This is a genomic window from Youxingia wuxianensis (genome assembly GCF_014385085.1).
Lineage (GTDB): Bacteria > Bacillota > Clostridia > Oscillospirales > Ruminococcaceae > Youxingia > Youxingia wuxianensis.
The window spans coordinates 14,104-34,981 of the sequence record NZ_JACRTD010000009.1; the positions used below are offsets into that span (position 1 = coordinate 14,104).

22 protein-coding genes and 2 pseudogenes are annotated in these 20,878 nt (G+C 49.7%); 13 read left to right on the plus strand and 11 right to left on the minus strand.

Annotated elements, in window-relative coordinates:
* Positions 1 to 9: 9 nt before the first annotated feature.
* The 3 genes from H8705_RS11705 to H8705_RS11710 form a co-directional block, all read right to left on the minus strand.
* Positions 10 to 1,104, minus strand: coding sequence for an RNA-directed DNA polymerase (locus H8705_RS11705; protein ID WP_262395970.1), 1,095 nt, complete (start codon positions 1,102 to 1,104; stop codon positions 10 to 12).
* A 65-nt stretch (positions 1,105 to 1,169) separates the two neighbouring features.
* Positions 1,170 to 1,556, minus strand: coding sequence for a DUF6273 domain-containing protein (locus H8705_RS13735; protein ID WP_392392099.1), 387 nt, complete (start codon positions 1,554 to 1,556; stop codon positions 1,170 to 1,172).
* A complete protein-coding gene (locus H8705_RS11710; protein ID WP_262395971.1) occupies positions 1,544 to 1,933 on the minus strand; it encodes a four helix bundle protein in 390 nt (129 codons plus the stop codon). Before H8705_RS11710 ends, H8705_RS13735 begins: the two co-directional genes overlap by 13 nt.
* A 333-nt stretch (positions 1,934 to 2,266) precedes the next feature.
* Here H8705_RS11710 and H8705_RS11715 point away from each other — a divergent pair, with 333 nt between their 5' ends.
* The 4 genes from H8705_RS11715 to H8705_RS11730 all read left to right on the plus strand — a co-directional run bounded on the left by H8705_RS11715 (position 2,267) and on the right by H8705_RS11730 (position 4,565).
* Complete coding sequence (locus tag H8705_RS11715; RefSeq protein WP_262395972.1) at positions 2,267 to 2,596, plus strand: MobC family plasmid mobilization relaxosome protein; 330 nt, start codon at positions 2,267 to 2,269, stop codon at positions 2,594 to 2,596.
* Entirely contained in the window at positions 2,557 to 3,906 is a 1,350-nt protein-coding gene (locus H8705_RS11720) for a relaxase/mobilization nuclease domain-containing protein (RefSeq protein ID WP_262395973.1), read from the plus strand. The genes H8705_RS11715 and H8705_RS11720 overlap by 40 nt, the downstream gene beginning before the upstream one ends.
* Positions 3,907 to 3,979: 73 nt before the next feature.
* Positions 3,980 to 4,213 (plus strand): helix-turn-helix domain-containing protein, encoded by a 234-nt coding sequence (locus H8705_RS11725; RefSeq protein ID WP_262395974.1) that lies wholly within the window; start codon positions 3,980 to 3,982, stop codon positions 4,211 to 4,213.
* 4 nt (positions 4,214 to 4,217) lie between these two features.
* Positions 4,218 to 4,565 (plus strand): DUF6050 family protein, encoded by a 348-nt coding sequence (locus tag H8705_RS11730; RefSeq protein ID WP_262395975.1) that lies wholly within the window; start codon positions 4,218 to 4,220, stop codon positions 4,563 to 4,565.
* On the opposite strand, the gene H8705_RS11735 is transcribed toward H8705_RS11730, so the two are convergent.
* Positions 4,540 to 4,833 (minus strand): VirB6/TrbL-like conjugal transfer protein, CD1112 family, encoded by a 294-nt coding sequence (locus H8705_RS11735; protein WP_449355774.1) that lies wholly within the window; start codon positions 4,831 to 4,833, stop codon positions 4,540 to 4,542. The two genes, H8705_RS11730 and H8705_RS11735, sit on opposite strands and share 26 nt — an antisense overlap.
* A 139-nt stretch (positions 4,834 to 4,972) precedes the next feature.
* Here H8705_RS11735 and H8705_RS13740 point away from each other — a divergent pair.
* Positions 4,973 to 5,095 (plus strand): annotated as a pseudogene (locus H8705_RS13740) (hypothetical protein); the annotation flags it as partial.
* Between the two features lie 209 nt (positions 5,096 to 5,304).
* The gene (locus H8705_RS11740) at positions 5,305 to 5,586 is read left to right on the plus strand and encodes a hypothetical protein (protein WP_262395976.1); all 282 of its coding nucleotides are present in this window, start codon (positions 5,305 to 5,307) and stop codon (positions 5,584 to 5,586) included.
* Positions 5,587 to 5,941: 355 nt separating this feature from the next.
* Here the strand turns inward: H8705_RS11740 and H8705_RS11745 are convergent, their stop codons facing one another.
* From H8705_RS11745 to H8705_RS13745, 3 genes and pseudogenes are all read right to left on the minus strand, one after another.
* A complete protein-coding gene (locus tag H8705_RS11745; protein WP_262395977.1) occupies positions 5,942 to 6,898 on the minus strand; it encodes a sensor domain-containing diguanylate cyclase in 957 nt (318 codons plus the stop codon).
* Between the two features lie 22 nt (positions 6,899 to 6,920).
* Positions 6,921 to 7,505 (minus strand): GGDEF domain-containing protein, encoded by a 585-nt coding sequence (locus H8705_RS11750; RefSeq protein WP_262395978.1) that lies wholly within the window; start codon positions 7,503 to 7,505, stop codon positions 6,921 to 6,923.
* Between the two features lie 15 nt (positions 7,506 to 7,520).
* Positions 7,521 to 7,739: pseudogene (locus tag H8705_RS13745) on the minus strand (PAS domain-containing protein); the annotation flags it as partial.
* Positions 7,740 to 8,524: 785 nt separating this feature from the next.
* Between H8705_RS13745 and H8705_RS11760 the strand changes: the two are divergent.
* The gene (locus tag H8705_RS11760; RefSeq protein WP_262395980.1) at positions 8,525 to 9,307 is read left to right on the plus strand and encodes a DeoR/GlpR family DNA-binding transcription regulator; all 783 of its coding nucleotides are present in this window, start codon (positions 8,525 to 8,527) and stop codon (positions 9,305 to 9,307) included.
* A 297-nt stretch (positions 9,308 to 9,604) separates the two neighbouring features.
* Here the strand turns inward: H8705_RS11760 and H8705_RS11765 are convergent, their stop codons facing one another.
* From H8705_RS11765 to H8705_RS11780, 4 genes are all read right to left on the minus strand, one after another.
* Positions 9,605 to 10,144 carry a nitroreductase family protein gene (locus H8705_RS11765; protein WP_262395981.1) on the minus strand — a complete coding sequence of 180 codons (540 nt, stop codon included), beginning with the start codon at positions 10,142 to 10,144 and terminating at the stop codon, positions 9,605 to 9,607.
* Between the two features lie 11 nt (positions 10,145 to 10,155).
* Positions 10,156 to 10,830 carry a hypothetical protein gene (locus tag H8705_RS11770; RefSeq protein ID WP_262395982.1) on the minus strand — a complete coding sequence of 225 codons (675 nt, stop codon included), beginning with the start codon at positions 10,828 to 10,830 and terminating at the stop codon, positions 10,156 to 10,158.
* Between the two features lie 73 nt (positions 10,831 to 10,903).
* Positions 10,904 to 12,430: a xylulokinase gene (locus H8705_RS11775; protein WP_262395983.1), complete on the minus strand. Its 1,527-nt coding sequence runs from the start codon at positions 12,428 to 12,430 to the stop codon at positions 10,904 to 10,906.
* A 29-nt stretch (positions 12,431 to 12,459) separates the two neighbouring features.
* Positions 12,460 to 13,116 (minus strand): class II aldolase/adducin family protein, encoded by a 657-nt coding sequence (locus tag H8705_RS11780; protein WP_262395984.1) that lies wholly within the window; start codon positions 13,114 to 13,116, stop codon positions 12,460 to 12,462.
* A gap of 411 nt (positions 13,117 to 13,527) precedes the next feature.
* Here H8705_RS11780 and H8705_RS11785 point away from each other — a divergent pair, with 411 nt between their 5' ends.
* The 6 genes from H8705_RS11785 to H8705_RS11810 all read left to right on the plus strand — a co-directional run bounded on the left by H8705_RS11785 (position 13,528) and on the right by H8705_RS11810 (position 20,859).
* Entirely contained in the window at positions 13,528 to 14,349 is an 822-nt protein-coding gene (locus H8705_RS11785; RefSeq protein WP_262395985.1) for a TIM barrel protein, read from the plus strand.
* A 24-nt stretch (positions 14,350 to 14,373) separates the two neighbouring features.
* Positions 14,374 to 15,303 carry a GNAT family N-acetyltransferase gene (locus tag H8705_RS11790; protein WP_262395986.1) on the plus strand — a complete coding sequence of 310 codons (930 nt, stop codon included), beginning with the start codon at positions 14,374 to 14,376 and terminating at the stop codon, positions 15,301 to 15,303.
* A gap of 30 nt (positions 15,304 to 15,333) precedes the next feature.
* On the plus strand, positions 15,334 to 16,251 hold the full coding sequence (locus tag H8705_RS11795) for a GNAT family N-acetyltransferase (protein ID WP_262395987.1): 918 nt from the start codon (positions 15,334 to 15,336) through the stop codon (positions 16,249 to 16,251).
* Positions 16,252 to 16,290: 39 nt separating this feature from the next.
* Positions 16,291 to 17,214 (plus strand): GNAT family N-acetyltransferase, encoded by a 924-nt coding sequence (locus tag H8705_RS11800; protein ID WP_262395988.1) that lies wholly within the window; start codon positions 16,291 to 16,293, stop codon positions 17,212 to 17,214.
* An 82-nt stretch (positions 17,215 to 17,296) separates the two neighbouring features.
* Positions 17,297 to 18,964: an amidohydrolase gene (locus H8705_RS11805; RefSeq protein WP_262395990.1), complete on the plus strand. Its 1,668-nt coding sequence runs from the start codon at positions 17,297 to 17,299 to the stop codon at positions 18,962 to 18,964.
* A 275-nt stretch (positions 18,965 to 19,239) separates the two neighbouring features.
* On the plus strand, positions 19,240 to 20,859 hold the full coding sequence (locus H8705_RS11810) for a Na+/H+ antiporter NhaC family protein (protein WP_262395991.1): 1,620 nt from the start codon (positions 19,240 to 19,242) through the stop codon (positions 20,857 to 20,859).
* Positions 20,860 to 20,878 lie beyond the last annotated feature (19 nt).

Consider the following 20,878-nt stretch of genomic DNA (forward strand, 5'->3'; position numbering starts at 1 on the left):
CTCCCGTCCTCATTCACATTTTTTATCTATTACAGGTTTTTCACCTGTGATATTCGTATCGCTCTCGTTTTTAGGTGCTTTTGTTAAAACAAACCCGCTATACACCTTCGTTTTCAGCTTCCATGTATGCTCGTGTTTCAAATGCCCGTTGTAGTTTGCAAGGCTTTGTTTGATTGCGTCAAAGTCCAGTTCACCACTTCGGTATCTCTCCTTAAATGCTTTCAACCTCCGCTTAAACCGCCGCTTGTTGCTTGTCCGCAAGCGGCGTATGACCTTGCCCGTATCGGTCAGGTAAAAATGCCAACCAAGATAATCAACACCTTCCGATATGGGGAATATCTGCGTCTTTTCGTTAAACTCTATTTTCAGTTCCCTTGCCGCCACTTCGGATATTTCGGCGAGGCAGGATTGCAAATGTGCTTTATCCTCATGCAGCAAAATCAAATCGTCCATGTATCGCGTGTAGTATTTAATGCGGTATTTCTCTTTGATGATACGGTCTACCCTGTCAAGATAATAGAGCGCAAACCATTGGCTTGATTGATTGCCCATCGGCAAGCCCTTTCCTGTATCGCCGTTGAAGCTGTCGATTATCTGATAGAGGAAAGTCTTTATATCCTTGTCGGGATAACGGCGCAAAAGATATTTGGGCGCGTTATGGTCTATGCTGTCAAAATATTTTCGCACATCGCATTTGAGAAAGTAGCCCGCCGTTCCGTGTTCTTTGAAAAACTCGCGTAAAAACTCATTCAGCCTGTTCATGGCAAAATGCGTCCCCTTACCTTGACGGCAGGCGGCGCAGTCGTAAATCAACCGCTTTTCAAAGTGCGGTTTCAGCACGTTGTCGCATAAACTGTGCTGCACCACGCGCCCACGAAAAGACAGGGCCTGTATTTCCCGCTTCTTCGGGTCATAGATCATAAAGCGGTGATAAGCAGGCGTTTTATAGCGTCTGTTCTCCAATTCGTCGTGCAGCGTCCAAAGGTTTTCCGCAAGGTCTAATTCAAACTCGATTACCTCCGTCTTGCGCCGCTTGCTACGCGCCGCCATTTTGTAGGCGCGGTACAGACTTTCAAACTGATATATTTTTTCATACTCCGTCATGCGGACTATGCTCCTTATCGCGCCGCCGGGAAAGAACTTGTCAAAGGCCATAACGGGCGGTTCTCTCAAAGAAACCGAAAGCGTCCTGCCGGGCTTGCGTCGCTGCTTGCCCCGTCTGCGTCCAACTTCTCCGGCAGTATGTGTTTTTCCGCGCTCTGCTTCTCCATGACACCCCTGCGCGAAAGGGAATAGGGTTCCTTTGCCTTATGCAAGCAGACCGAAAACGGTCTGCACAGGTTTGCCCCACATGGGACAAACATCGGGCGATAAGGCGACGCGGGACGCACACCGAGGGTATTGTCAATATGGTTGATGTTGTTGTTGCCGTCCTCATTCACGCAAAAGGCATTATTGTTGTTGTTAGAGGAACGGAGCCACCACCACCCGGCGCAAAAAGTTCTTTCAACCCTATCCCTTATATGATATAAAGCCTTGCGGCTTATATCCCCAATCGCTTTCTATCGCTGTTCAGCCATGCGCCGAGCATATTTTGGCAATCAGCGACTTTCTTTGTTATCTGTTCGTATTGCTTCGGCAAAATACAACCTTGTTCCATTGAAAGCTGCGCCATATAGCCGAGCAATTTCAGTTCCGTAAGCGCATGGTGTTGATAGTCCACGCGCTGCGCCGCTTTTTCTTTGTCGCCCACTTTCACAAAAACCTCGTTTGCGCGGTACAGGTTTTCTATCGTGCTCAGCGCATAGCCTTGCAGCTTGGCTACAAGCGTAAAGCGGAAACGCTTGGGCGACTTGTCCGTTACGGTCATAATGTAAGAGCATAAATCCTTTGCCTTTGTTATGACCGCCAAATCACTCTGATAAGCTGCCATATTTTTCCCGCCCTCATTCGGATACAAATATCCACAATAAATTATACCAGAACTCGACGTATTTCTCAACTGCTTGCCGAATTTTATTTGTAACTTTTTAATGACGCAGGATTTTTCTGCGTCATTTCCGTTTTATCAGTCAAAAACTGCCGTTTCATTCGGCATTTTCAAAAAAACGGGGGAGAGGGATATAGAGGGAAAAAGTTTCGTAGCAAGCATAGGAAAGGGGTACCCTTTCCGTATTTTTGCCCGTCCGCGCTGTGCGGCGTCGGCTGAAAATTGCTTGTTGGGAAGTGTCCCAATCCCTCTAAAAAGCGGAAAGGAGCGCAAAGCATGGGCGGCAGAAAACGGACGGTACAAATCAAGTTTCGCGTTACGGAAGATGAACGCGATTTAATCCTTGAAAAAATGAAGCTCATACCCACCCGCAATATGGCGGCGTATCTGCGGAAAATCGCAATCGACGGGTATATCCTGCAAGTAGACCATAGCGACATAAAGGCAATGACAGCAGAGATACAGAAAATCGGGGTCAACGTCAACCAAATTGCAAAGCGGGTCAACGCGACGGGCAGCGTCTACCAAGAGGACATAGAGGAAATAAAGGGGGTGCTTAATGAGATATGGCGGTTACAAAGATTAAGCCTATTAAAAGCACATTGAGCAAAGCTCTTGACTATATCCAAAATCCCGCAAAGACAGACGAAAAAATGCTTGTGTCCTCGTTCGGCTGCTCTTTTGAAACGGCAGATATTGAGTTCGGTTTTACCATTTCGCAAGCGTTGGATAAGGGAAACAATTTAGCCCACCATTTGATACAGTCCTTTGCGCCGGGGGAAGCCGACTATCAGACCGCGCATGAGATAGGGCGGCAGCTTGCCGACGCGGTAACAAAGGGGCAGCATGAGTATGTTTTGACGACGCACATTGACAAGGGGCATATCCATAATCACATTATTTTTTGCGCGGTCAATTTTGTAGACCACCACAAGTACAATTCCAATAAGCGCACCTATTACGGTATACGGAATATGAGCGACAAGCTGTGCAGGGAAAACGGCTTGTCCGTCCTCGTTCCCGGCAAGGGCAGCAAGGGAAAGAGCTATGCGGAATACCAGGCTGAAAAGACAGGCGCAAGTTGGAAAGGCAAGCTGAAAATCGCCGTTGACGCGCTTATACCGCAAGTGTCAACTTTTGAAGAATTGCTACAAAGGCTACAAGCTGCGGGCTATGAGATAAAGCAGGGGAAATACATATCGTGCCGCGCTCCCGGACAGGAACGGTTTACAAGGCTGAAAACACTCGGCGCGGATTATACAGAGGAAGCCCTGACAGAGAGGATAAACGGCAAGCGCACACGCGCCGCAAAAGCTCCCAAGCAGCAGCGCGGCGTCAATCTGCTTATCGACATTGAGAACAGTATCAAGGCGCAAGAGAGTAAAGGCTATGAGCAATGGGCGAAAATCCAAAATCTGAAACAGGCGGCAAAGACGCTTAACTTCTTGACGGAAAACAAGATTGAGCAGTACGCGGATTTGACCGCAAGGATAGCGGAAATCGCGGCAGAAAACGAACGGGCGGCAGACGCATTAAAGACCGTCGAAAAGCGGCTTGCAGATATGGCGGTGCTTATCAAGAATGTTACCGCCTACCAAAAGACAAAGCCCGTCTATGAAGCGTACCGGGCGGCCAAAGACAAGGCGCGTTTCCGTCGTGAAAACGAGAGCAGCCTAATCCTCTTTGAAGCCGCCGCAAAAGCGGTCAAGCCCGCGCTCATCGGCGGCAAGCTACCGAACACCGCCGCGCTGCAAGCGGAATATGCCGCGCTGGGGGAGCAGAAAGAAGCCCTTTATGCGGACTATGGGAAGCTGAAAAGGAAAGTCAAGGAATACGGCATTATCAAGCAGAACATAGACAGCATTTTGAAAATAGAGCGTCAGCAGGAACGGGGCAAGGAAACGGAACGCGGCTAATGCGGTTTATATGGAAATGGGGCAAAAGCTGTGGTATGATAATGCTATCTGATACAGACAGGAGTTTTCCGATATGGAACAATCGAATATGCCAGATTATGAAACCATACGCGCCGCCGTCGCGGGTGAGAAATGGGCGGTCGAAAAGGTGCTTGAATGTTATGCGGACGAAATAGACCAGCTCGCCACTATTGAAAAGGAGCAGCCCGACGGAAGCGTAAAAAAGGAAATCGACGAGGATTTACGTCAAGCCCTTGCGCTGAAGCTCATAGAAGCTATCCCGTCGTTTCCGTTAGACAAGGAGTGATTGAATGACACGCGGGGAGATTTGGAAAGACTTTTTTAAGAGGACGGTTTTACCCGTCCTTATTGCGCTGTTCCTGTTTTCCATGTTCAAGAACGTGTTTACAGAGAACGGGGAAACCAATTACTTTTATATATGGCTGTGCTGCGGTATTCCTTTCGGTATTCGCCGTATGTTCGTGTGGCTTGTGCCGCATGGGTACGACATAGCCGGAACGGTGGGTATCGTCGCCCTCAACTTCATTTTGGGCGGGCTTATCGGCGGCGTCATTCTGATATGGCGGCTGCTCGTCGCCGCATGGTATATTCCTTTGACTGTCTATCGTTTAGCTACCATACAAGGCTTGTTTCCATAACGAGCAGCAATAGTTCGGGGATTTCCATAGCGTCAAGTCCGGCTTGCATGGACGAGAGGGCGGCGTCAACGTCGATATTCGTATCGCCGCCGATCACGCCCGCCGCGTCGGAAACAACGTGCTGCGCCATATCGAACACCGCCATAGTGATAGTAAAGGTGTGGGTAACGAGATACACCGCTATGCGTTCGCACTGCGGACACTGGTAGATACCAGCGAAAGCCAAACACTTTGTTTCCGCCCACTTGAGCCAACAATAAAAATTCAATATGGCCTTGCATGGAAACGGTATCCAATATTCTCTAAGGCGGCAGAGAAATTTATTGAACAGATAAGAGAGTTGATTGATGATCAATAAATATTAAAAAGGAGTTGGCAACCCATGTCAAAATTATCGTCGGGTATGCTCTTGTGTATCGCAGAGAGTAGAATACAGATTGTCAGAACTATGTGAAAATCTAATACTGGTTCTTGCTTTTATGTGGAATTGGGAAGAATCATATAAAGTTCAAAAAATAACGGGCACTTAATTGTTCCGTATAGCGAAAAAGGACAGCAGTATCAAACTGCTATCCCTGCGTTTTATTATAGCCGATAATGTATAAGCGTGGGTTCGTCATGTTTTAATGATATACAAAAAGCTTGCGATATTAATTCAGACATTTGGAAAAGGCAATATGACCTTGCAAATAAAACTGTTCACGCTTCACCCCAAGGTACATTTGGCAGGCTTTGTAATATGGGGACTCATCCCGTGATACCCGTAGGGCGAAGTGACTATGGAATTACAACACCAGGAGAACATTCTGCGATTTCTCTCGCTCAGGTTTCTACTATGTTTTTTACCCTTTTTCCGGAGAGTGATACGATCATTCAAATGCAAAATATCAACCATTGGATAGATGTAATTAGAGAGGCGTATTTCAAAACTCACGATGAAGTTTTTCCAGAAGATGAACCATTGTGGGATGAAAGTTTATTGCAAATAAATGAGCAGGAAAAAAATCAGATTTATGACTAAGAATAAATCGAAAATTATAAGTACTAATTACCTCATTGGGTACAAACGATAAAATTATTGATAGCCTTATTGTGTGGTTGAAGCAGATAGGTGATCTTTTTCATGTGGCTCGCTCACGCCGGCGCTTCTTCTTTTTCGTCATCTTTTTTAGCGCCATCGGACAAAAGAAAAAATGTCAGTCTGCGGCCGGTGTTTTTCGGCCAGGAGGAGGAAACAAAAACAGGGTGATACACAGGCATGTGTTTTTGTTTTGGCCTGCCGGGTGAGGTGACTGCGGCCTCCCTTTTTGGGAAGAAAGGCCCTCTTCGCTAAAAGCGAAGAGGGCCTTTGCAGCTATATGGAAATGATATCGAATTTATTCCTTCAGATTAGATGAGTAGGTAAGTGTAGAGCGGTTAACTTTCGAGTTGTACAGCGCAAGGTCCGCTTTTAGAAAAAGCTGCTCATAGCTGCTGCCATCCTGCGGAAAGACCGCAACTCCCATACTGGTGGTACAGCGAAAGCCGTCTCCCTCGCATCGGATGAGCTTTTGCAGCCGTTGGCCGACCCAGGAAATGTCCCGGACGTCCTCCATGAGCACGATAAATTCGTCTCCTCCGTACCGGCCGGCGATATCGGTGTTGCGAAAGCACTGTTTGAGGGAATCTGCAACCAGTTTGATCACAACGTCCCCGGCAACATGTCCATAGGTGTCGTTAAAGTCCTTAAAATTGTCGATATCCAGCAGAACCAGCGCATGCTTCTGCTGAGGATTTTGCCGCAGCGCTTCCTTGATCATATCAATAGCGGCAGCTTTATTGAAAAGGCCGGTGAACGTATCCAGTTTCGCCGCATGTTCCAATTTTTTTGCCCGCGCTTTTTGTTTTTCGATATTCGTGATGACACCGATCATCCTCACCGGGACATTCTCCTTCATGATGGGGGAGACGTCCAGCTTACACCAGATATAATCGGACCCACCGGCCCTCATGCGGGCCTCATAGGTGGTAGCTTCCCCCCGAAAGATACACTGAAACGCCTGGTCAATGACCGCAAAATCATCCGGGTGTGAAAAATACCGGGATGCCGCCTTTTGGTATTCTTCCGAAGGCAGCTTGCTAAACGGCGCTACATCTGCTAAAATCCTATCCCCCGGCACGCCGAAGATGTCCTCGGAGTTTGCAAAAAAGGTGTAGAGCTGCTTGCGCAGATCCACTTCAAACACACATATCTTCGCAGCCTTTAAAGCAATTTCCAATCTTTTTTGGTACTTCTCTGATTCAGATAAATTTCCCTCATCTAATCCCGGTTTACTTTCAAATATCGACTGCATTCCTGCACTACTCCTTAATTGTTTACCCAAATATCACCCGGTCCTTACCTTCTTTTTTCGCCTGATACATCAGCCGGTCCGCTCGGATCAAAATAGAATCCACCGTATCCTCCGGCTGGATGACAGTAATGCCCACCGACATGGAAATGTTTAAGTTCCCCTGTTCACTGGGAACCTGCGTGTTCCGGATAAGTTTCCAAAACTTATTGCCGATAATGCGAATATCGTCTGGGGAGGTAATGCTGTAAATCCCCACAAACTCTTCTCCTCCCCACCGGCCGATCAAATCGTCCCGGCGCATATTTTTCTGAATCTCGGCCGCAACGCTGCACAATACCTGGTCTCCGGTCTTATGGCCGAAATCATTATTGAAGCTTCTGAAGTTGTCAATGTCTCCAAACAGCACTGCAAACAAGCGGCCAAACCGTTTGTATTCATCGTACTTGTAAGTAAGAAAGCTCTCCAGATACCGGCGGTTGGGAAGCTTGGTAATTGGATCGTGCATAGCGATCCCAGAAAGATGCTCCACCAAACCGTCCTCATATACGGACGGAGATTCTGGCGTAAAGATCTCAAGAGCGCCGATGATTTTCCCATCCTTTTCCATGGGATACACATTAACTAAAATAGGGATGCGGTGTCCTTGCTTATGCCGAACCAGCACATGGGCCTGACGTTCCTTTCCATCCCCGATGGTAGCAAACAGCGGACAGCTGATTTTACACAGCGGCCGGCCTTCTTCATCAATATGATCCAGGTGAGTGTCCGGGCACCGTATTCCTGTGATTTCCTCGGCGGAATACCCGGTGATTCTCTCCGCGGCTTTGTTCCAGAAAAGGATTTTACGGTCCTAATCCACAAGGTAGACCCCATCATGTATATGATTGATAATATTTAAATACAATTCTTCCACACAAAACAACTCCTAAAAAGCGACGGAATAATGCCCGGACAGCTCTTGATATTTCTGATAAAAGTCCTCTGGCGGCACCGTTTGGGAAAAGTAAAATCCCCGTGCAATGGCGCATCCCCTACCCAGCATATGCCGGCATTATTCGTAGATTTCAACCCCTAACCAATGGCGTAAGGTTTTGCATACGCTCTCCAGCAAAAATAAGTCAATCTCCCGGATATTGCTCAATCTTTGCAGATATCCCCCTCAGCTAAGCAGCGAGGTGACAGGGTCGCGCAGCGCTGTATTTATTATAGAATAAAGCGATAGAAAAGATCAAGGTCTTTCTGTTAACGTTTTCGTATCGTATTGATAAAATTTCTCCTTTTGCTTATAACCGATCCATTCGCTTTCTGCTCAAGAGAGCGGAACCATGGAGGAAAATCCCGCACAGCTGGCCGCTCCATATAAAAGCGCCGGCAGAGGAGGACCCGCTGCCGCCGCTTCCTTTATCGTTCGTCCGCCTGCCGGGCGTCTTTTTCCCCGGCGCGGAAGCTTATGCCGCACCCGTCGACAGGAGGTGACGAAAAAGGGCAGCCGTTGGATATTTCTTTCGGATTTTTTGCTTTTTTTACGAATTACAAGGTTTTCTCTTATAAATCTATTGACTAACCCTTTCAAATCCTTCATAATAAGCAGGGGACAGAAATATTAGATAAGGGAATAGATAAGGTATGTTTAAAGATTCACGACTGTTAAAAATTAAAGAAATTTTGTCCAAACAGGGCCAGGTAGAAGTGCAGGTCCTCAGCGGGTTATTAGGGGTCTCCAATGTTACCATTCGAAGCGATCTGATCACTTTGGAGCAGGAGGGATTTTTGTACCGCACCCACGGAGGGGCGGTTTTGCGGGATGCGCCGCTTCTGCATCCTTTGAGTATGGCTCCTCAGGGCAGCGGAATGGAAAATTTGGAGAAAAAAACAGAACTGGCGGTTCTGGCGGGCCAGTATGTCAAAGAAAACAGCTGGGTCTATTTAAGTTCCGGCACCACCTGCAGCGAAGTGGCCAAGGAATTTGCCTCCCACCATCTCAACGTAGTCACCGGCAACTTGGTCGCCGCCCAGATCCTGGCAAAAAGCCACAAGGCTCAGGTGCTTGTGACTGGAGGCAATCTTGTGTGCGGACCGGAGTATATGTTCTTGCGGGGGGATTGGTTTTTGCGTTCTATGGGGGAAATCGTAGTAGAGCAGGCCTTTCTCAGCGTGTCCGGGGTGGATTTTGACGGCTATTCCTGGGGAAACGCCCTGGAGTGTGAAACCCAGATGATGGATACGATTCGCCGGGTTTCCAAGGAGATCGTGGTTCTTGCCGATTCCACCAAATTTAACAAGCGTTCCTTCCTGTGCGCGGAAACGCTGGATTTTGCCGACGTGGTTATCTCCAACAGCGATATCCCACAGGAGTATGTGGAGTATTTTGAGAAGCATAATATTAAGCTTCTGCTTCCTTCTAAATAAATACAGCCCTGGCCGCCGGTGTTCCGGCAGCCGTAAAAACAGCCGCTCTGCGGCTGTTTTTTTATGCGCAAATCAAAGATACCCTGGTGTTTTATCTCCCTGGCAAGGGGGATGTTCCGTTTTTTCCAGCGTTTGGCTGGATGATCCCTTTAAGACGCCTCCCGCCGGACCCGGCAAGGTCCGGCGGGAGGCGTTTGTTTTGGCGCCGGATTTGTTTTTCCTCTTCCCTGGCGCATAAAGACGCAGACCGCAGAAAACCGCGGTCTGCGTCTTATATTGGGGGGTAAGTGTTGTGGTCTATTTCCAAGTTTCTTTGATCCATTTGGAGGGATCAAATCTCTCCTCCTGGTTCGGCTCGCTGGCCGGATAGCCTACTGCAATCAAGCTTACTACCCGGGCATAATCAGGGATACCAAGAATACGGCAAAACTCTTCATAAGATTCCGATCCCTGGCAAATTCCCAGCCATACGGCTCCCAAGCCCATATCATGGGCCGCCAGGAGCATATTTTGGGTGGCGGCAATCCCGCCGTCAATCACAAATTCCACCGGCATGAGCTCTTTTTCCGAGTTCTCGCCTTTGGCGCAGCGGATATCCACACAGGTAACGATAGCAGCCTGGCATTGCCGGAGCATGTTCCACCAAGGGCTTAAGGGGATAAGTTTTTCCAATTTTTCATGGTCACGGATGGTTAATATCCGCCACGGCCGGGTATCATGGGGGGAAGGCGCAAACATTCCCGCCCGGACAATCTTTTCCAGGCCTTTGTCATCCAATACTTGATCGGTAAATTCACGGACGCTTCTCCGGGTCATTAGCCCATCATACAGCTGCATAGTTGTCCTCCTTATTTTTTGAGATAGTCTTCCACCACGGCAATCTGCTCTGCGAACGTTTTGCCGAATTTCTCTTCAAAGAATGCCCCGCCAATGGAAAAGGCCCATACGCCTGCGTTTTTAATCGTATCCAGTTTTTCATAGCTGTCCACGCTTCCCACGCAGCACACAGGTTTTCCTGTTTCTTTGGAAACCGCGTCCACCACAGCCTTAATCAGCTGGGCGGGATCGCCGTCCACATACCGGTAGCCGCACAGGTCAACGCCGGTTACTTTCTTTTTGGCAACCGCGACCGCATCGGCAACGGTATCCTCGATAGTACCATATAGTATACCATTAACTAAGTTCCCAATAAAGGGCAGATATTTAATACCGTGTTTTTCCACAAGTTCGCCGATGCTGTCATAGTACACAGTGCCCATAATTACGTCAAAACCGCACTCAATGGCCAGATGCGCCGCTTTCAGGCCCGCCGGCTCGTCAAACGCCAAACATTCCAGAAATGTAGTTTTCCCTGCGGCTTTCATGGTATTCACCAGATCGATGATTTCTTCCTTGGTGAGCCCCACGTCTTTAAATCCCCAAAATTTTGCCGGAGCGTCCTTTGCCGCCAGGAAAATTTCTTTGGACCCTTCTACGGTTTTATCGTGATGTGTCAGCATGGCAATTAATTCAGGATGTGCCATAATATCCCTCCTAAGTATAAACATTTTTCTGCGAGGGCGCATACTCCCCCTACCCCAGCGAAAATTTACATTTTTACAGCTGCTGGGCCAACTCGTTGAGCGCTCCTGTAAGCAGGAGATATTTTTTCATCAAGTCCTCATAGGCCGGCTTGTTTTCCGCCTTGGGCTGGAAGGTTTTGTCCAGGCGAACAATTTCCAGCGCCGCCTCGGCTACTGACGGCCAAATTCCCGCCGCCACCCCGGCGATGAGCGCCGCGCCTAAGCAGGCGGCGTCCTGGGTATTTTTCATAGTGACCACCGGCTTGCCCAAAGCGTCCGCCTTAATCTGGCACCAAAGTTCGCTTTTGGCTCCGCCGCTTAAAGAGCGGATTTCTTTCACCGGCTCTCCCATCAGCTCTTCCGAAGCTCCCACCATCCGGCAGACAGTCATCGCAACCCCTTCCATAAAAGAACGGATTACATGGGCTTTGGTATGCTGCAGTCCCAGCCCGTACATCATACATTTGGCGTACTGGTTGGTGTCCGGCGGTCCCGCGCCCTGGAAATGGGGCAGAACAACCAAACCTTCGCTTCCCGCAGGGGCCTTCTTCGCCTGTTCGTCCATCAGCTGATAAGCGCTGGGGCCTCCCCGGCCCTCGATGGCGCTCTCCTCGGAACACAAGGCGTCCCGCAGCCATTTGTAAGCGATTCCCCCACTTCCATAAGCGTGGATCATATACTGACCGGGAATCGCGCTGTAAAAACAGGACAGCTCCCCGGTTTCATCAAAGATAATATGATCGGTCATGGTGCATACCACCAGGGCCGCCCCGGTGCTTTCGGAGAAAATTCCCGGGGTCACATTGCCCACTCCGATGGCGCCGCACGCCTGATCCAAGCCCCCCATAACCAACTTAAGGGTTTCCGGCAGTCCCAGTTCCTTTGCGATATGAGGCAGGATGGTCCCAATAGGCGTGCCCGACTCCACCAGCTCAGGAAGCTGATCTATGCTAAGTCCCAGATAATCCACCATGGGGCGCCACCAGCCGTGGGTATTAATATCCCACATAAAGGAGGTGCACCAAAGGGAGCCTTCTCCATAGAACCCGCCGCCCATACGCCAGAAGAAATAATCCTCAATCAGCAGGATTTTATCAATCTTCTCAAAGCGTTGGGGATAGTTGCGTTTAAACCACAGGGTTTTAGGAGCGGGGGAAAGGGGTACCATACAGGTCTGTCCAGTAGCTTTGTGGAGGGTTTTCTGATCGAACGCCTCCATGAGCATTTCGGATTCCTCCTGGGCCCGGTTATCCATCCATACAATAAAATTGTAAAGGGGCTCTCCCCGCTTATCCAAAAACACCAGCGTTTCCCCCTGGGCGGAAACGCTCAGGGCTTCAATTTTGTTTCTGTCCACATTACAGTGGTCCAGCACGTTTGCAAGGGCGGCTTTGAAGGAGTCCCAATAGGTTTGCGGGGTCTGCTCCACCCAAAGGGCCTGGGGCGTCAGCAGCTGGTACTCCTGGGTAGCGGTGCGAACCTTCTGCCCTTTTTCATCAAACAACCCTACTTTAATGGCGGTGGTCCCTAAGTCCACCCCCAGCACATACCGTTTATCCAAAAGCTTGTTCCTCCCTTGTTAAGATCGGATTATTTCAGGCTTTCGTCCAAAACGTCCTCCTCCCGAACTTCATGGACACTTCCCAGAAGTTTGGCGAAAATGACCTTTTGGCAGATATTTTCCAAAAAGTAGGTGTTTTTATAAGCCTCATGCATGGTGGCTCCTACGGTAACCGCTCCGTGGTTGGCCATAATAACGGCGTTGTTTTTGCCAAGGGCCTTGGCCACGTTGTCCGCGATCAGCTGGGATCCGGCCGGGCCGTATTCGGCGCAGCGGATAGCGCCGCCCAAATTCACATAATGTTCCGCCAGCGTCAAAGGCAGGTCCATATGCGCAATCGCGAATACGCTGGACCACTGGGCGTGGGTATGTACAATCGCCTGCACGTCCGGGCGGGCGCGGTAAATTGCCAGATGCATAGGCGCTTCAATGGTTTCTGACGCCCATGGGCTGTAGCTGTTGCCGTCAATATCCAAAATGGCCATGTCCTGAGCCTTGCAGTCCCCGTTGTTTTTATAAGGCCTGGGAATGGAAGAAAGGGCCGCGGAAATATAGATCAGGCCGGTTTCCGGATCGCGCACGCTTACGTCGCCGGAATCTCCGGAAGGGGAAAATCCTTTTTCATACAGCCAGCGGGTCCCCCACGCGGCTTCTTCCTGATAGATCGCTTTAATCCGTTTATCCATTGAAAAATCCTCCTTTTATTCTTTATTTTTTAAAATGAAAACTTTTTCTTATTTACCGTTTGCTTTCTGTTTCTGATTGTAACATTAAACCTTTAAAATTGCAATAATAAATTTACGATTTATTATAAAAATTTGTTTTTTCTTTCAAATCGAAAACTCTCCTATTTCTTTAGTGAAAATCTCTGAATTTTTTGTGTTCTATTCGTGAATTAAGGACAAAATACCAAAAATCATCAGTTAAAGTCTACAAAAAAGCAAGAAAATTATTATCAAACGAAAGTAAATTCCGCGATTGACTCTTTCGTTTTTACATGCAATAATTAAATTAGAAAGAAAACGCAACCTCTAATTTACCGCTTTGCATTTCAAAATTCTATCAGCCCTTCTTTCAAAGGGCAAAGGAGGAAAGCCATGAAGGTATGCCTGCTGTCCTATATGTTCCGCCGTTTCCCGCTGGAAAAGGCCTTTGAGGTATGCAGCGAGCTTGGGTACGACGGGGTGGAGATTTGGGGAGGACGTCCCCACGCTTACCCCTGGGACATGGATGAAAAAAAGATCGACGAAATTCTTGCCCTCAAAGAGCGCTACCGCCTGGAAACCCCGGTGTACTGCGCGGAGGTGTTAAATTACCCCTATAACCCCTGCACCACCGATCCCAAAGAACGCCGGGAGACCATCGATTATTTAAAACAGGCCCTGACCGCCGCTTCCAAGTTCGGCGCGCCCCGGGTCCTGATGGCGTTTGATCACGCGGGCTTCGGCACTACCCGCCGCCAGAACCAGGACAACGTGGTGGGCGTATTAAAAGAGGTGTGCGCCCACGCGGAAAAGGTCGGGGTGGATCTGATGGCGGAACCGGTGACTATTATGGAAAGCAACGTAGGCGCTACCGCCGACGATGTGGCCGAGATTATAGAACGGGTAGGCAGCCCGCGGCTGACGTCCATGCTGGACGTGGCCACCCCCTTTGCTCATTTTGAGCCTTACGGAGAGTTTTTAACCAAGCTCAAAGGCAAGGTTTCCCACGTTCACTTTCAGGACAACGATGGGGTTTCCCCCGCCCATCTGCCCTTAGGAGAGGGGTGCCTTCCTTTGGAGGATCTGGTGGATATTTTAAAAAAATACGGATACGACGGCTATCTGTGCGTAGAGCTTCTGTGGCCGGAACTGCGGGATCCGGAACTCTACGCCCGCAAAACCATCCGCAGCCTGAAAGCGATTTTAAACGACTGACGATTTCTCAAGGAGGCATGGAAAATGATTCGACGTTTTGAACCCAGCGATGAACTGGCCTTTTATGATATGGCCAGGCGGTTTCATTCCAGCGACGCTGTATGCCACGACACCCCCGATCAGCATTTTAAGGACACTTTCCACGCAATTTTAGAGGGCTCCCCTTTAATCGAAGGCTATATATTTTTACTGGATGGAATCCGGGTGGGCTATGGTCTGATTTTTATCACCTATTCCAACGAAGCCGGCGGCCTTATCTACACCTGGGATGAAATCTACGTTCTGCCGGAATACCGAAATCATGGCCTTGGCACTCGCTATCTGGAGTTTTGCGAGGAAACCTATAAGGACAAAGCCGCCCTTTACCGGGTGGAGGTGGAGGAAGAAAATACAGGAGCCATCTCCCTCTACAACCGTCATGGGTACAATATTCTTCCTTACCGTCAGGTAACAAAATTCCTAAAGGCCAAGGGACCCCGCCAGCATACGAAAATTCTTTTTCCAAACGAGAATATCCGTCCTTTCCAGGCAGGGGACCGGGAGATTTTTTTGGAGATGAGCGCACAGTATCACTCCCTTCCCCAGATTGTCACCCATCCGCCGAAAGAAAATTTTGAGCGGACCTTCCAGGCGATTATGGATAAAAGCCCGTATGTAGAAGGGTATCTCATTCAAAAAGACGGCGCGCCGGCAGGGTATGGGCTTGTATGCCACACCTATGCCAACGAAGCGGGGGGCGTATTGCTGTTTGTGGATGAAATATTTATTCTCCCCCAGTACCGGGGACAGGGGCTGGCCATCGGTTTTCTGGAGTACGGCGAAAAGGAATATGAAAACGTTGTTGGGCTGTACCGGCTGGAGCTGCCGGACAGCGATCCCAAATCCATCGCCTATTTTGAAAACCGGGGTTTTGAGCTGTTGGACTACCAGCAGTATGTGAAGCTCCCTAAATGATGCTAATCACCTATAAAGGAGGCCTCTTTTATGCTCAGACCATTTCGCGCGGGAGACGAGCAGGCGTTTTATGATATGGCGCAGGTGTTTCATAATTCCGACGCGGTAATACATAAAACCCCCTTAAAACATTTCCAGGATACCTTTCAGGCGGTCATCGAAGGAAGTCCTTTTGTAAAAGGATATCTTTTGGAACAGGACGGAAAAACCGCGGGTTACGGCCTGGCCTTCGTCACCTATTCCAACGAGGGCGGCGGATTGATGTACACCTGGGATGAAATTTATGTGGACCCGGCGTTTCGCGGACACGGACTGGGAACGGAGTTTATCACCCATATGGAACAGATCACCCGGGAAAGCGCCAGCGTGTTCCGTCTGGAATGCGAGGACAGCAACACCCGTGCGGTACAGCTCTATAAGCGCTTGGGATACCGGCCGGTTCATTACCGCCAGCTGGTAAAATTTATAGAAGATACGCCGGCGCAGCCGGGGGATATTACTATGGTGCGCCCCTTTGCCGCTTATGAGGAAGAAACCTTTTATCGTCTTGCCCGGGAATACCACGCTTCCGGGGTGATGGACCGGGAAGCCCCCTTTTCTCATTTCAAAAACACCTTCCGGGAAGTAGTGAAGGGCAGCCCGTACATCCAGGGATATTTTATTCTTAATGAGGGCGTGCCGGTGGGCTACGCCCTGGTGTGCCCCACCTATTCCAACGAGGCGGGGGGTATGCTTATTACATTGGATGAGCTGTTTATTCTTCCCGCCTTCCGGGGGCGGGGACTGGGAAGCGGATTTATGCGTTATTATGAAAACCGCTATGCCCAAGGGTCCGCCATGTACCGGGTACAGGTGGTCAACAGCGACAAACGTTCCATCGATTATCTCACCAAAAAGGGATACGAGTATCTGGAGTATTTCGAGCTGCTCAAACCGGTGGAAAAATAAACCAGCTCCCAGCAAATTTGTAACATCCGGAGGTGCGCTATGGTTAGAAAGTTTACCCCTGACGACGCCCAGGCCTTTTATCAAATGGCCCGTCAGTTCCATTCGTCCGACGCGGTTATCCATCAAACGCCCGATCAGAATTTTCGGGACACTTTCCGGGAGATTATGAACGGCAGTCCCTCTTTGGAAGGGTATATCATAGAAAAGGACGGCGTCATCGCCGGCTATTCTCTGGTCTTGCTGACCTATTCCAATGAGGTGGGAGGCCTGCTGGCCAACTGGGATGAAATATTTATTAAGCCGGAGTTCCGCGGGCAGGGGCTGGGAAGCGGATTTTTAGCCCTGATGGAAAAGGAATACCAGGGGAAGGCCAAGCTTTACCGTATGGAAGTGGAGAAAGAAAACGACAGAGCCATCGCGCTGTATAAACGAATGGGGTATCGGATGCTGGACTACCGGCAGGCTACCAAAGCCTCCCGGGACACGGTCCCCGATCCTGCTCCCACGCCCCATATCCGGCCCTTTTCGCCTGGCGACCAGGAGGATTTTTTCCATCTGGCCCAGCAGTTTCATGCCAGCGGCCTGATCGATACTCCCGCGCCTCCTTCCCATTTTCGCGATACCTTTCAGACAGTAATTTCCCACGGCCCTCATCAGGATGGATTTATGATCTGCAAAGACGGCAAAAACGTAGGCTACGCCCTGGTTGGGTTCTTTTACGCCAACGAAGCCGGCGGGATGCAGTCTAATCTGGACGAGATGTTTATTCTCCCTCCCTACCGGGGGCAGGGCTTGGGAAAGGAATTTTTACGTTTCTTTGAGCGCAATTACCATGACCGGGTGATTGTCTACCGGATTGAAGTATGTGACAGCCAAACCCGCCTCATTGACAGCTTGTCCCGCAGAGGCTATGATTTGCTGGAATATTGGCAGATGATAAAATCGCCCGAGTCAGCGCGCTGACTAGTTTTGGACCATATCCGGCAGTGGCAGGGCTTTTTGCCCTGCCACTGTTTTCCCTAAATAATATGAGGAGGAATAAAATATGATAAGCGACATTGTATTTCAGGGCGGCAGCGTTTATACCGCCGACAAAAACCGTACTATTGCCCAGGCGGCAGCCGTTAAAAACGGAAAAATCGTTTATGTGGGCGACAGCGCCGGAGCGCAGGAGTATATCGGCGAGGAGACCCAGGTGATCAATCTGCAGGGGAAAACCCTGCTTCCTTCCTTTTTTGAAGGCCACTGTCACTACGCGGCGGCTACCAACGCTGTGGTAGGCGTCAATCTGGCGGGGATGCACACCGCCGAAGAATATGTCCAAGCGTGCAAATCCTATCTGCGGGAACATCCGGGAATCGTCTGCCTGCGGGGACAGGGATATCTGGAGGCCTGTTTTCCAGGGGAAGGGCCCAAAAAGGAACTGCTGGATCAGGTGAGCCGGGACATTCCCATCGTTCTGCTTCCAGAAACTCTGCATTCCCTGTGGGCCAATTCCAAGGCGATCCAGCTGGCGGGGATTACCGCCGACACCCCCGACCCGAAAAACGGAAAGATTGAACGGGATGAAAACGGGCAGCCCAGCGGCTGTTTCCGGGAAGGAGCCCAGCATTTAATTTTAGACGCTCTGCCGGAAATGTCGGTGGAAGAATATAAGAAAGGGATTCTCGCTTACCAGGAAATGGCCCACAGCTTAGGGTTTACCGGAGCGTATGACGCCTGGCTGGACGACGGGGGAAGAAATGTAATTTACGCTCTGCGCCAGCTGGACCAGGAGGGCAAATTAAGCATGCGCCTGCGGGGGGCTTATTGGCTGAATCCGCAAAAGGGGCCCGAACAGATTGACCAGATCGTGGCTTGGCGCCAGGAGGACAACAATGGAAATCTGTTTCAAATCAACTCGGTGAAATTTTTCCTGGACGGGATTTTGGAAAGCTACACCGCCTTGATGCTGGAGCCTTACTGCAACTGTCCCGGTTATCCCCAAGGGTGGAAAGGGGACCGGATCTGGGATGACGATAACCTGCGCGCCTGCCTTTTGGCGGCGGACAAAGCGGGCCTGACCGCTCATTTCCACTGTTACGGCGACGGGGCGGTGCGCCAGGCGCTGGACGCCATTGAATACGTCCAAAATACAAACGGCAAGCGGGACGCCCGCCACTGTATCACCCATGTGTTCCTGGCAAATCCCCAGGATATTCCCCGGTTTAAAGAGCTGGGCGTGGTGGCGATGCTCAACTCCTACTGGGCCCAGATTGACGAAACCTTTTTCCTCAACGGCAAAAATATCGGGGAGCACCGGGAAAGCCATTCTTTCCCAATGGAAAGCTTTTTTAAGGCGGGAGTGGTCACTGCCAACGCCAGCGATTATCCTATCACAGCGGTCCCCAGCCCCTTTATCGGCATGGAGATCGGCATGACCCGCAAAGCCCCGGACAATTATCATCCTTGGATTTTTGACTATGAGAACCCTCTGTATCACCAACCTCTGTGGCCTGAAGAAAGAAGCGGCCTTGAGGATATGATCGACAGCTTTACCATCGCGCCGGCTTACGCCAATTTTGTGGAGGGTCTCAGCGGTTCGATTGAAGTGGGAAAAAATGCGGATCTGGTGTTGGCGGACAAAGATTTGTTCTCTGCGGATGTAGAGGATATCGCCACAATTCAGGTGGAAAAAACACTGTTTTTGGGTAAAATAGTATATGAGCGTTGATTTTGTCTTAAAATTAGGATACTAGAAGGGACTATCGTTTACTTCCTCTTTGTTCCTTTTAGTTCGTCTGATTTTTGCGCTTTATTCCTACTTGTAGTTAAAGGAGGTGGATAATGACGGGATGAACATGTCAGAAGAATGTTTTGTGTGTGATAATTCGTTTAAAAGGCAGGCCCAATACTTAAAGTTATGATGCTCGTTCGGTGTAATAAAGGCTCTGTCCGGCTTGCTTGTATGCCGGATAACTTCATTCTTAAGTGAAAGAAGATGACATTATGTTAGAGCATGCATACGGGTGGTTATCCATTATCCCGCCTCTGATTGCAATTACCTTAGCGATTACTACCAAGGAAGTGCTCGGGTCACTGTTGCTCGGGGTCATTTCCGGCTATGCGATTTATGTAAACTTCGCACCGCCAAGCATCCTAGAAACCCTTGAAATTACAAATCCGGTTTTAGGACCGTTAAACGAAACCATTAACGCAATGCTGGAGGCTGCCGGCGACCGAGACAATCTGGCCCTGCTCTTCTTTTTAGCCATTTTAGGCGGGCTGGTGGCTATTCTCACGGCGGCCGGCGGATCCAAAGCGTTCGCCAAGTGGGCCTCCACTAAAATAAAGACCCGCACAGGCGCTCAGCTGGCGACGTTTGCCTTAGGGTGTATTATTTTTATCGACGACTACTTCAATGCGTTGACCGTTGGCAACGTCATGCGCCCTATCACCGACCGCTACAATATTTCCCGGGCAAAGCTGGCGTATATTATCGACAGCACGGCGGCTCCGGTGACTATTTTATTTCCGGTTTCCAGCTGGGTGGCAACCGTAATCTCCATGATCAATCCTACCTTGCAGCAGTACCATTTTGAACAGATGGGCCTGGGGGCGTTTATGGCGTCAGTGCCTTTTAATTTTTACGCCTGGCTGACTCTGATCATGGTGGTGCTGGTAGCGATTTTGAAGGTGGATTTCGGGCCCATGGCCCGATTTGAAAAGCTGTCCGTGGAAAAGGGCTCGGAAGCGGTCAGCGTGGAGGAAAGTCAAAGCGATGATATCGGTTCCCTGCCGGTTTCCGAAAAAGGCACCGTATGGGATCTGGTGCTTTCCATTGTGGTATTGGTCGCCCTGGCCTTTTTAGCAATGATGTATACCGGCGGCTATTTTGACGGCGGTATTTCCGCAGCGGCCGCCCTTTCCAACTGTGATTCTTCCCTCGCCCTGGTGTATGCAGGGGTGGGAACGATCATTTTCACCTTATTTTTATTTGTGCCCCGCAAACTAATGACAGTAAGTCAGTTTGTAGCCGCTTTTATCCAAGGGATGAAGTCCATGGTTTCCGCTACGCTGATGCTGATTATGGCATGGGCGTTCGGCAGCGTGCTCAGCGAGGGCGTTCTAAGTACCGGCAGCTTTGTGGCCGGTCTGGCGGCAGGCAATCTCCCTGGATTTTTGCTCCCGGTAATTATCTTTTTAATCTCTGCGTTTATCTCGTTTACCACCGGCGTTTCCTGGGGGGCTATGGCGATTATGCTGCCCACCTCTATTGCGGTATGCGCGGCGGTAGCTCCGGGGCATATCTCCGCGGTTATCGGCGCGACGCTGGCAGGATCGGTCTTTGGAGATCATTGTTCCCCTCTGGCTGATACCACCATTCTCTCTTCCGCAGGAGCCAACTGCATTCATTTGGATCATGTGATGTCTCAGCTTCCGTATGCCCTGACAGTGGCAGGCGTGTGCGTGGTCGGTTATCTGCTGGCAGGCGTGTTCAACAGTTGGATTCCTTCCATGGTTGTTTGTTTTATTTTACTGCTGGCAACGATGATTGTTATCCACCGCAGATATGAGAAAAAAGAAATTGAGCGGTTCCAAAAGGAGCATCAGCGAACAATCTGCTGATGTTGCAGCCATGCCCGCC

What these genes read in the sequence shown, in the direction of transcription:
- H8705_RS11705 (WP_262395970.1), bottom strand. Translation starts at nt 1,104, where the DNA reads ATGACGGAGTATGAAAAAATATATCAGTTTGAAAGTCTGTACCGCGCC.
- H8705_RS11710 (WP_262395971.1), bottom strand. Translation starts at nt 1,933, where the DNA reads ATGGCAGCTTATCAGAGTGATTTGGCGGTCATAACAAAGGCAAAGGAT.
- H8705_RS11715 (WP_262395972.1), top strand. Translation starts at nt 2,267, where the DNA reads ATGGGCGGCAGAAAACGGACGGTACAAATCAAGTTTCGCGTTACGGAA.
- H8705_RS11720 (WP_262395973.1), top strand. Translation starts at nt 2,557, where the DNA reads ATGGCGGTTACAAAGATTAAGCCTATTAAAAGCACATTGAGCAAAGCT.
- H8705_RS11725 (WP_262395974.1), top strand. Translation starts at nt 3,980, where the DNA reads ATGGAACAATCGAATATGCCAGATTATGAAACCATACGCGCCGCCGTC.
- H8705_RS11730 (WP_262395975.1), top strand. Translation starts at nt 4,218, where the DNA reads ATGACACGCGGGGAGATTTGGAAAGACTTTTTTAAGAGGACGGTTTTA.
- H8705_RS11740 (WP_262395976.1), top strand. Translation starts at nt 5,305, where the DNA reads ATGGGGACTCATCCCGTGATACCCGTAGGGCGAAGTGACTATGGAATT.
- H8705_RS11745 (WP_262395977.1), bottom strand. Translation starts at nt 6,898, where the DNA reads ATGCAGTCGATATTTGAAAGTAAACCGGGATTAGATGAGGGAAATTTA.
- H8705_RS11750 (WP_262395978.1), bottom strand. Translation starts at nt 7,505, where the DNA reads ATGGAAAAGGATGGGAAAATCATCGGCGCTCTTGAGATCTTTACGCCA.
- H8705_RS11760 (WP_262395980.1), top strand. Translation starts at nt 8,525, where the DNA reads ATGTTTAAAGATTCACGACTGTTAAAAATTAAAGAAATTTTGTCCAAA.
- H8705_RS11765 (WP_262395981.1), bottom strand. Translation starts at nt 10,144, where the DNA reads ATGCAGCTGTATGATGGGCTAATGACCCGGAGAAGCGTCCGTGAATTT.
- H8705_RS11770 (WP_262395982.1), bottom strand. Translation starts at nt 10,830, where the DNA reads ATGGCACATCCTGAATTAATTGCCATGCTGACACATCACGATAAAACC.
- H8705_RS11780 (WP_262395984.1), bottom strand. Translation starts at nt 13,116, where the DNA reads ATGGATAAACGGATTAAAGCGATCTATCAGGAAGAAGCCGCGTGGGGG.
- H8705_RS11785 (WP_262395985.1), top strand. Translation starts at nt 13,528, where the DNA reads ATGAAGGTATGCCTGCTGTCCTATATGTTCCGCCGTTTCCCGCTGGAA.
- H8705_RS11790 (WP_262395986.1), top strand. Translation starts at nt 14,374, where the DNA reads ATGATTCGACGTTTTGAACCCAGCGATGAACTGGCCTTTTATGATATG.
- H8705_RS11795 (WP_262395987.1), top strand. Translation starts at nt 15,334, where the DNA reads ATGCTCAGACCATTTCGCGCGGGAGACGAGCAGGCGTTTTATGATATG.
- H8705_RS11800 (WP_262395988.1), top strand. Translation starts at nt 16,291, where the DNA reads ATGGTTAGAAAGTTTACCCCTGACGACGCCCAGGCCTTTTATCAAATG.
- H8705_RS11805 (WP_262395990.1), top strand. Translation starts at nt 17,297, where the DNA reads ATGATAAGCGACATTGTATTTCAGGGCGGCAGCGTTTATACCGCCGAC.
- H8705_RS11810 (WP_262395991.1), top strand. Translation starts at nt 19,240, where the DNA reads ATGTTAGAGCATGCATACGGGTGGTTATCCATTATCCCGCCTCTGATT.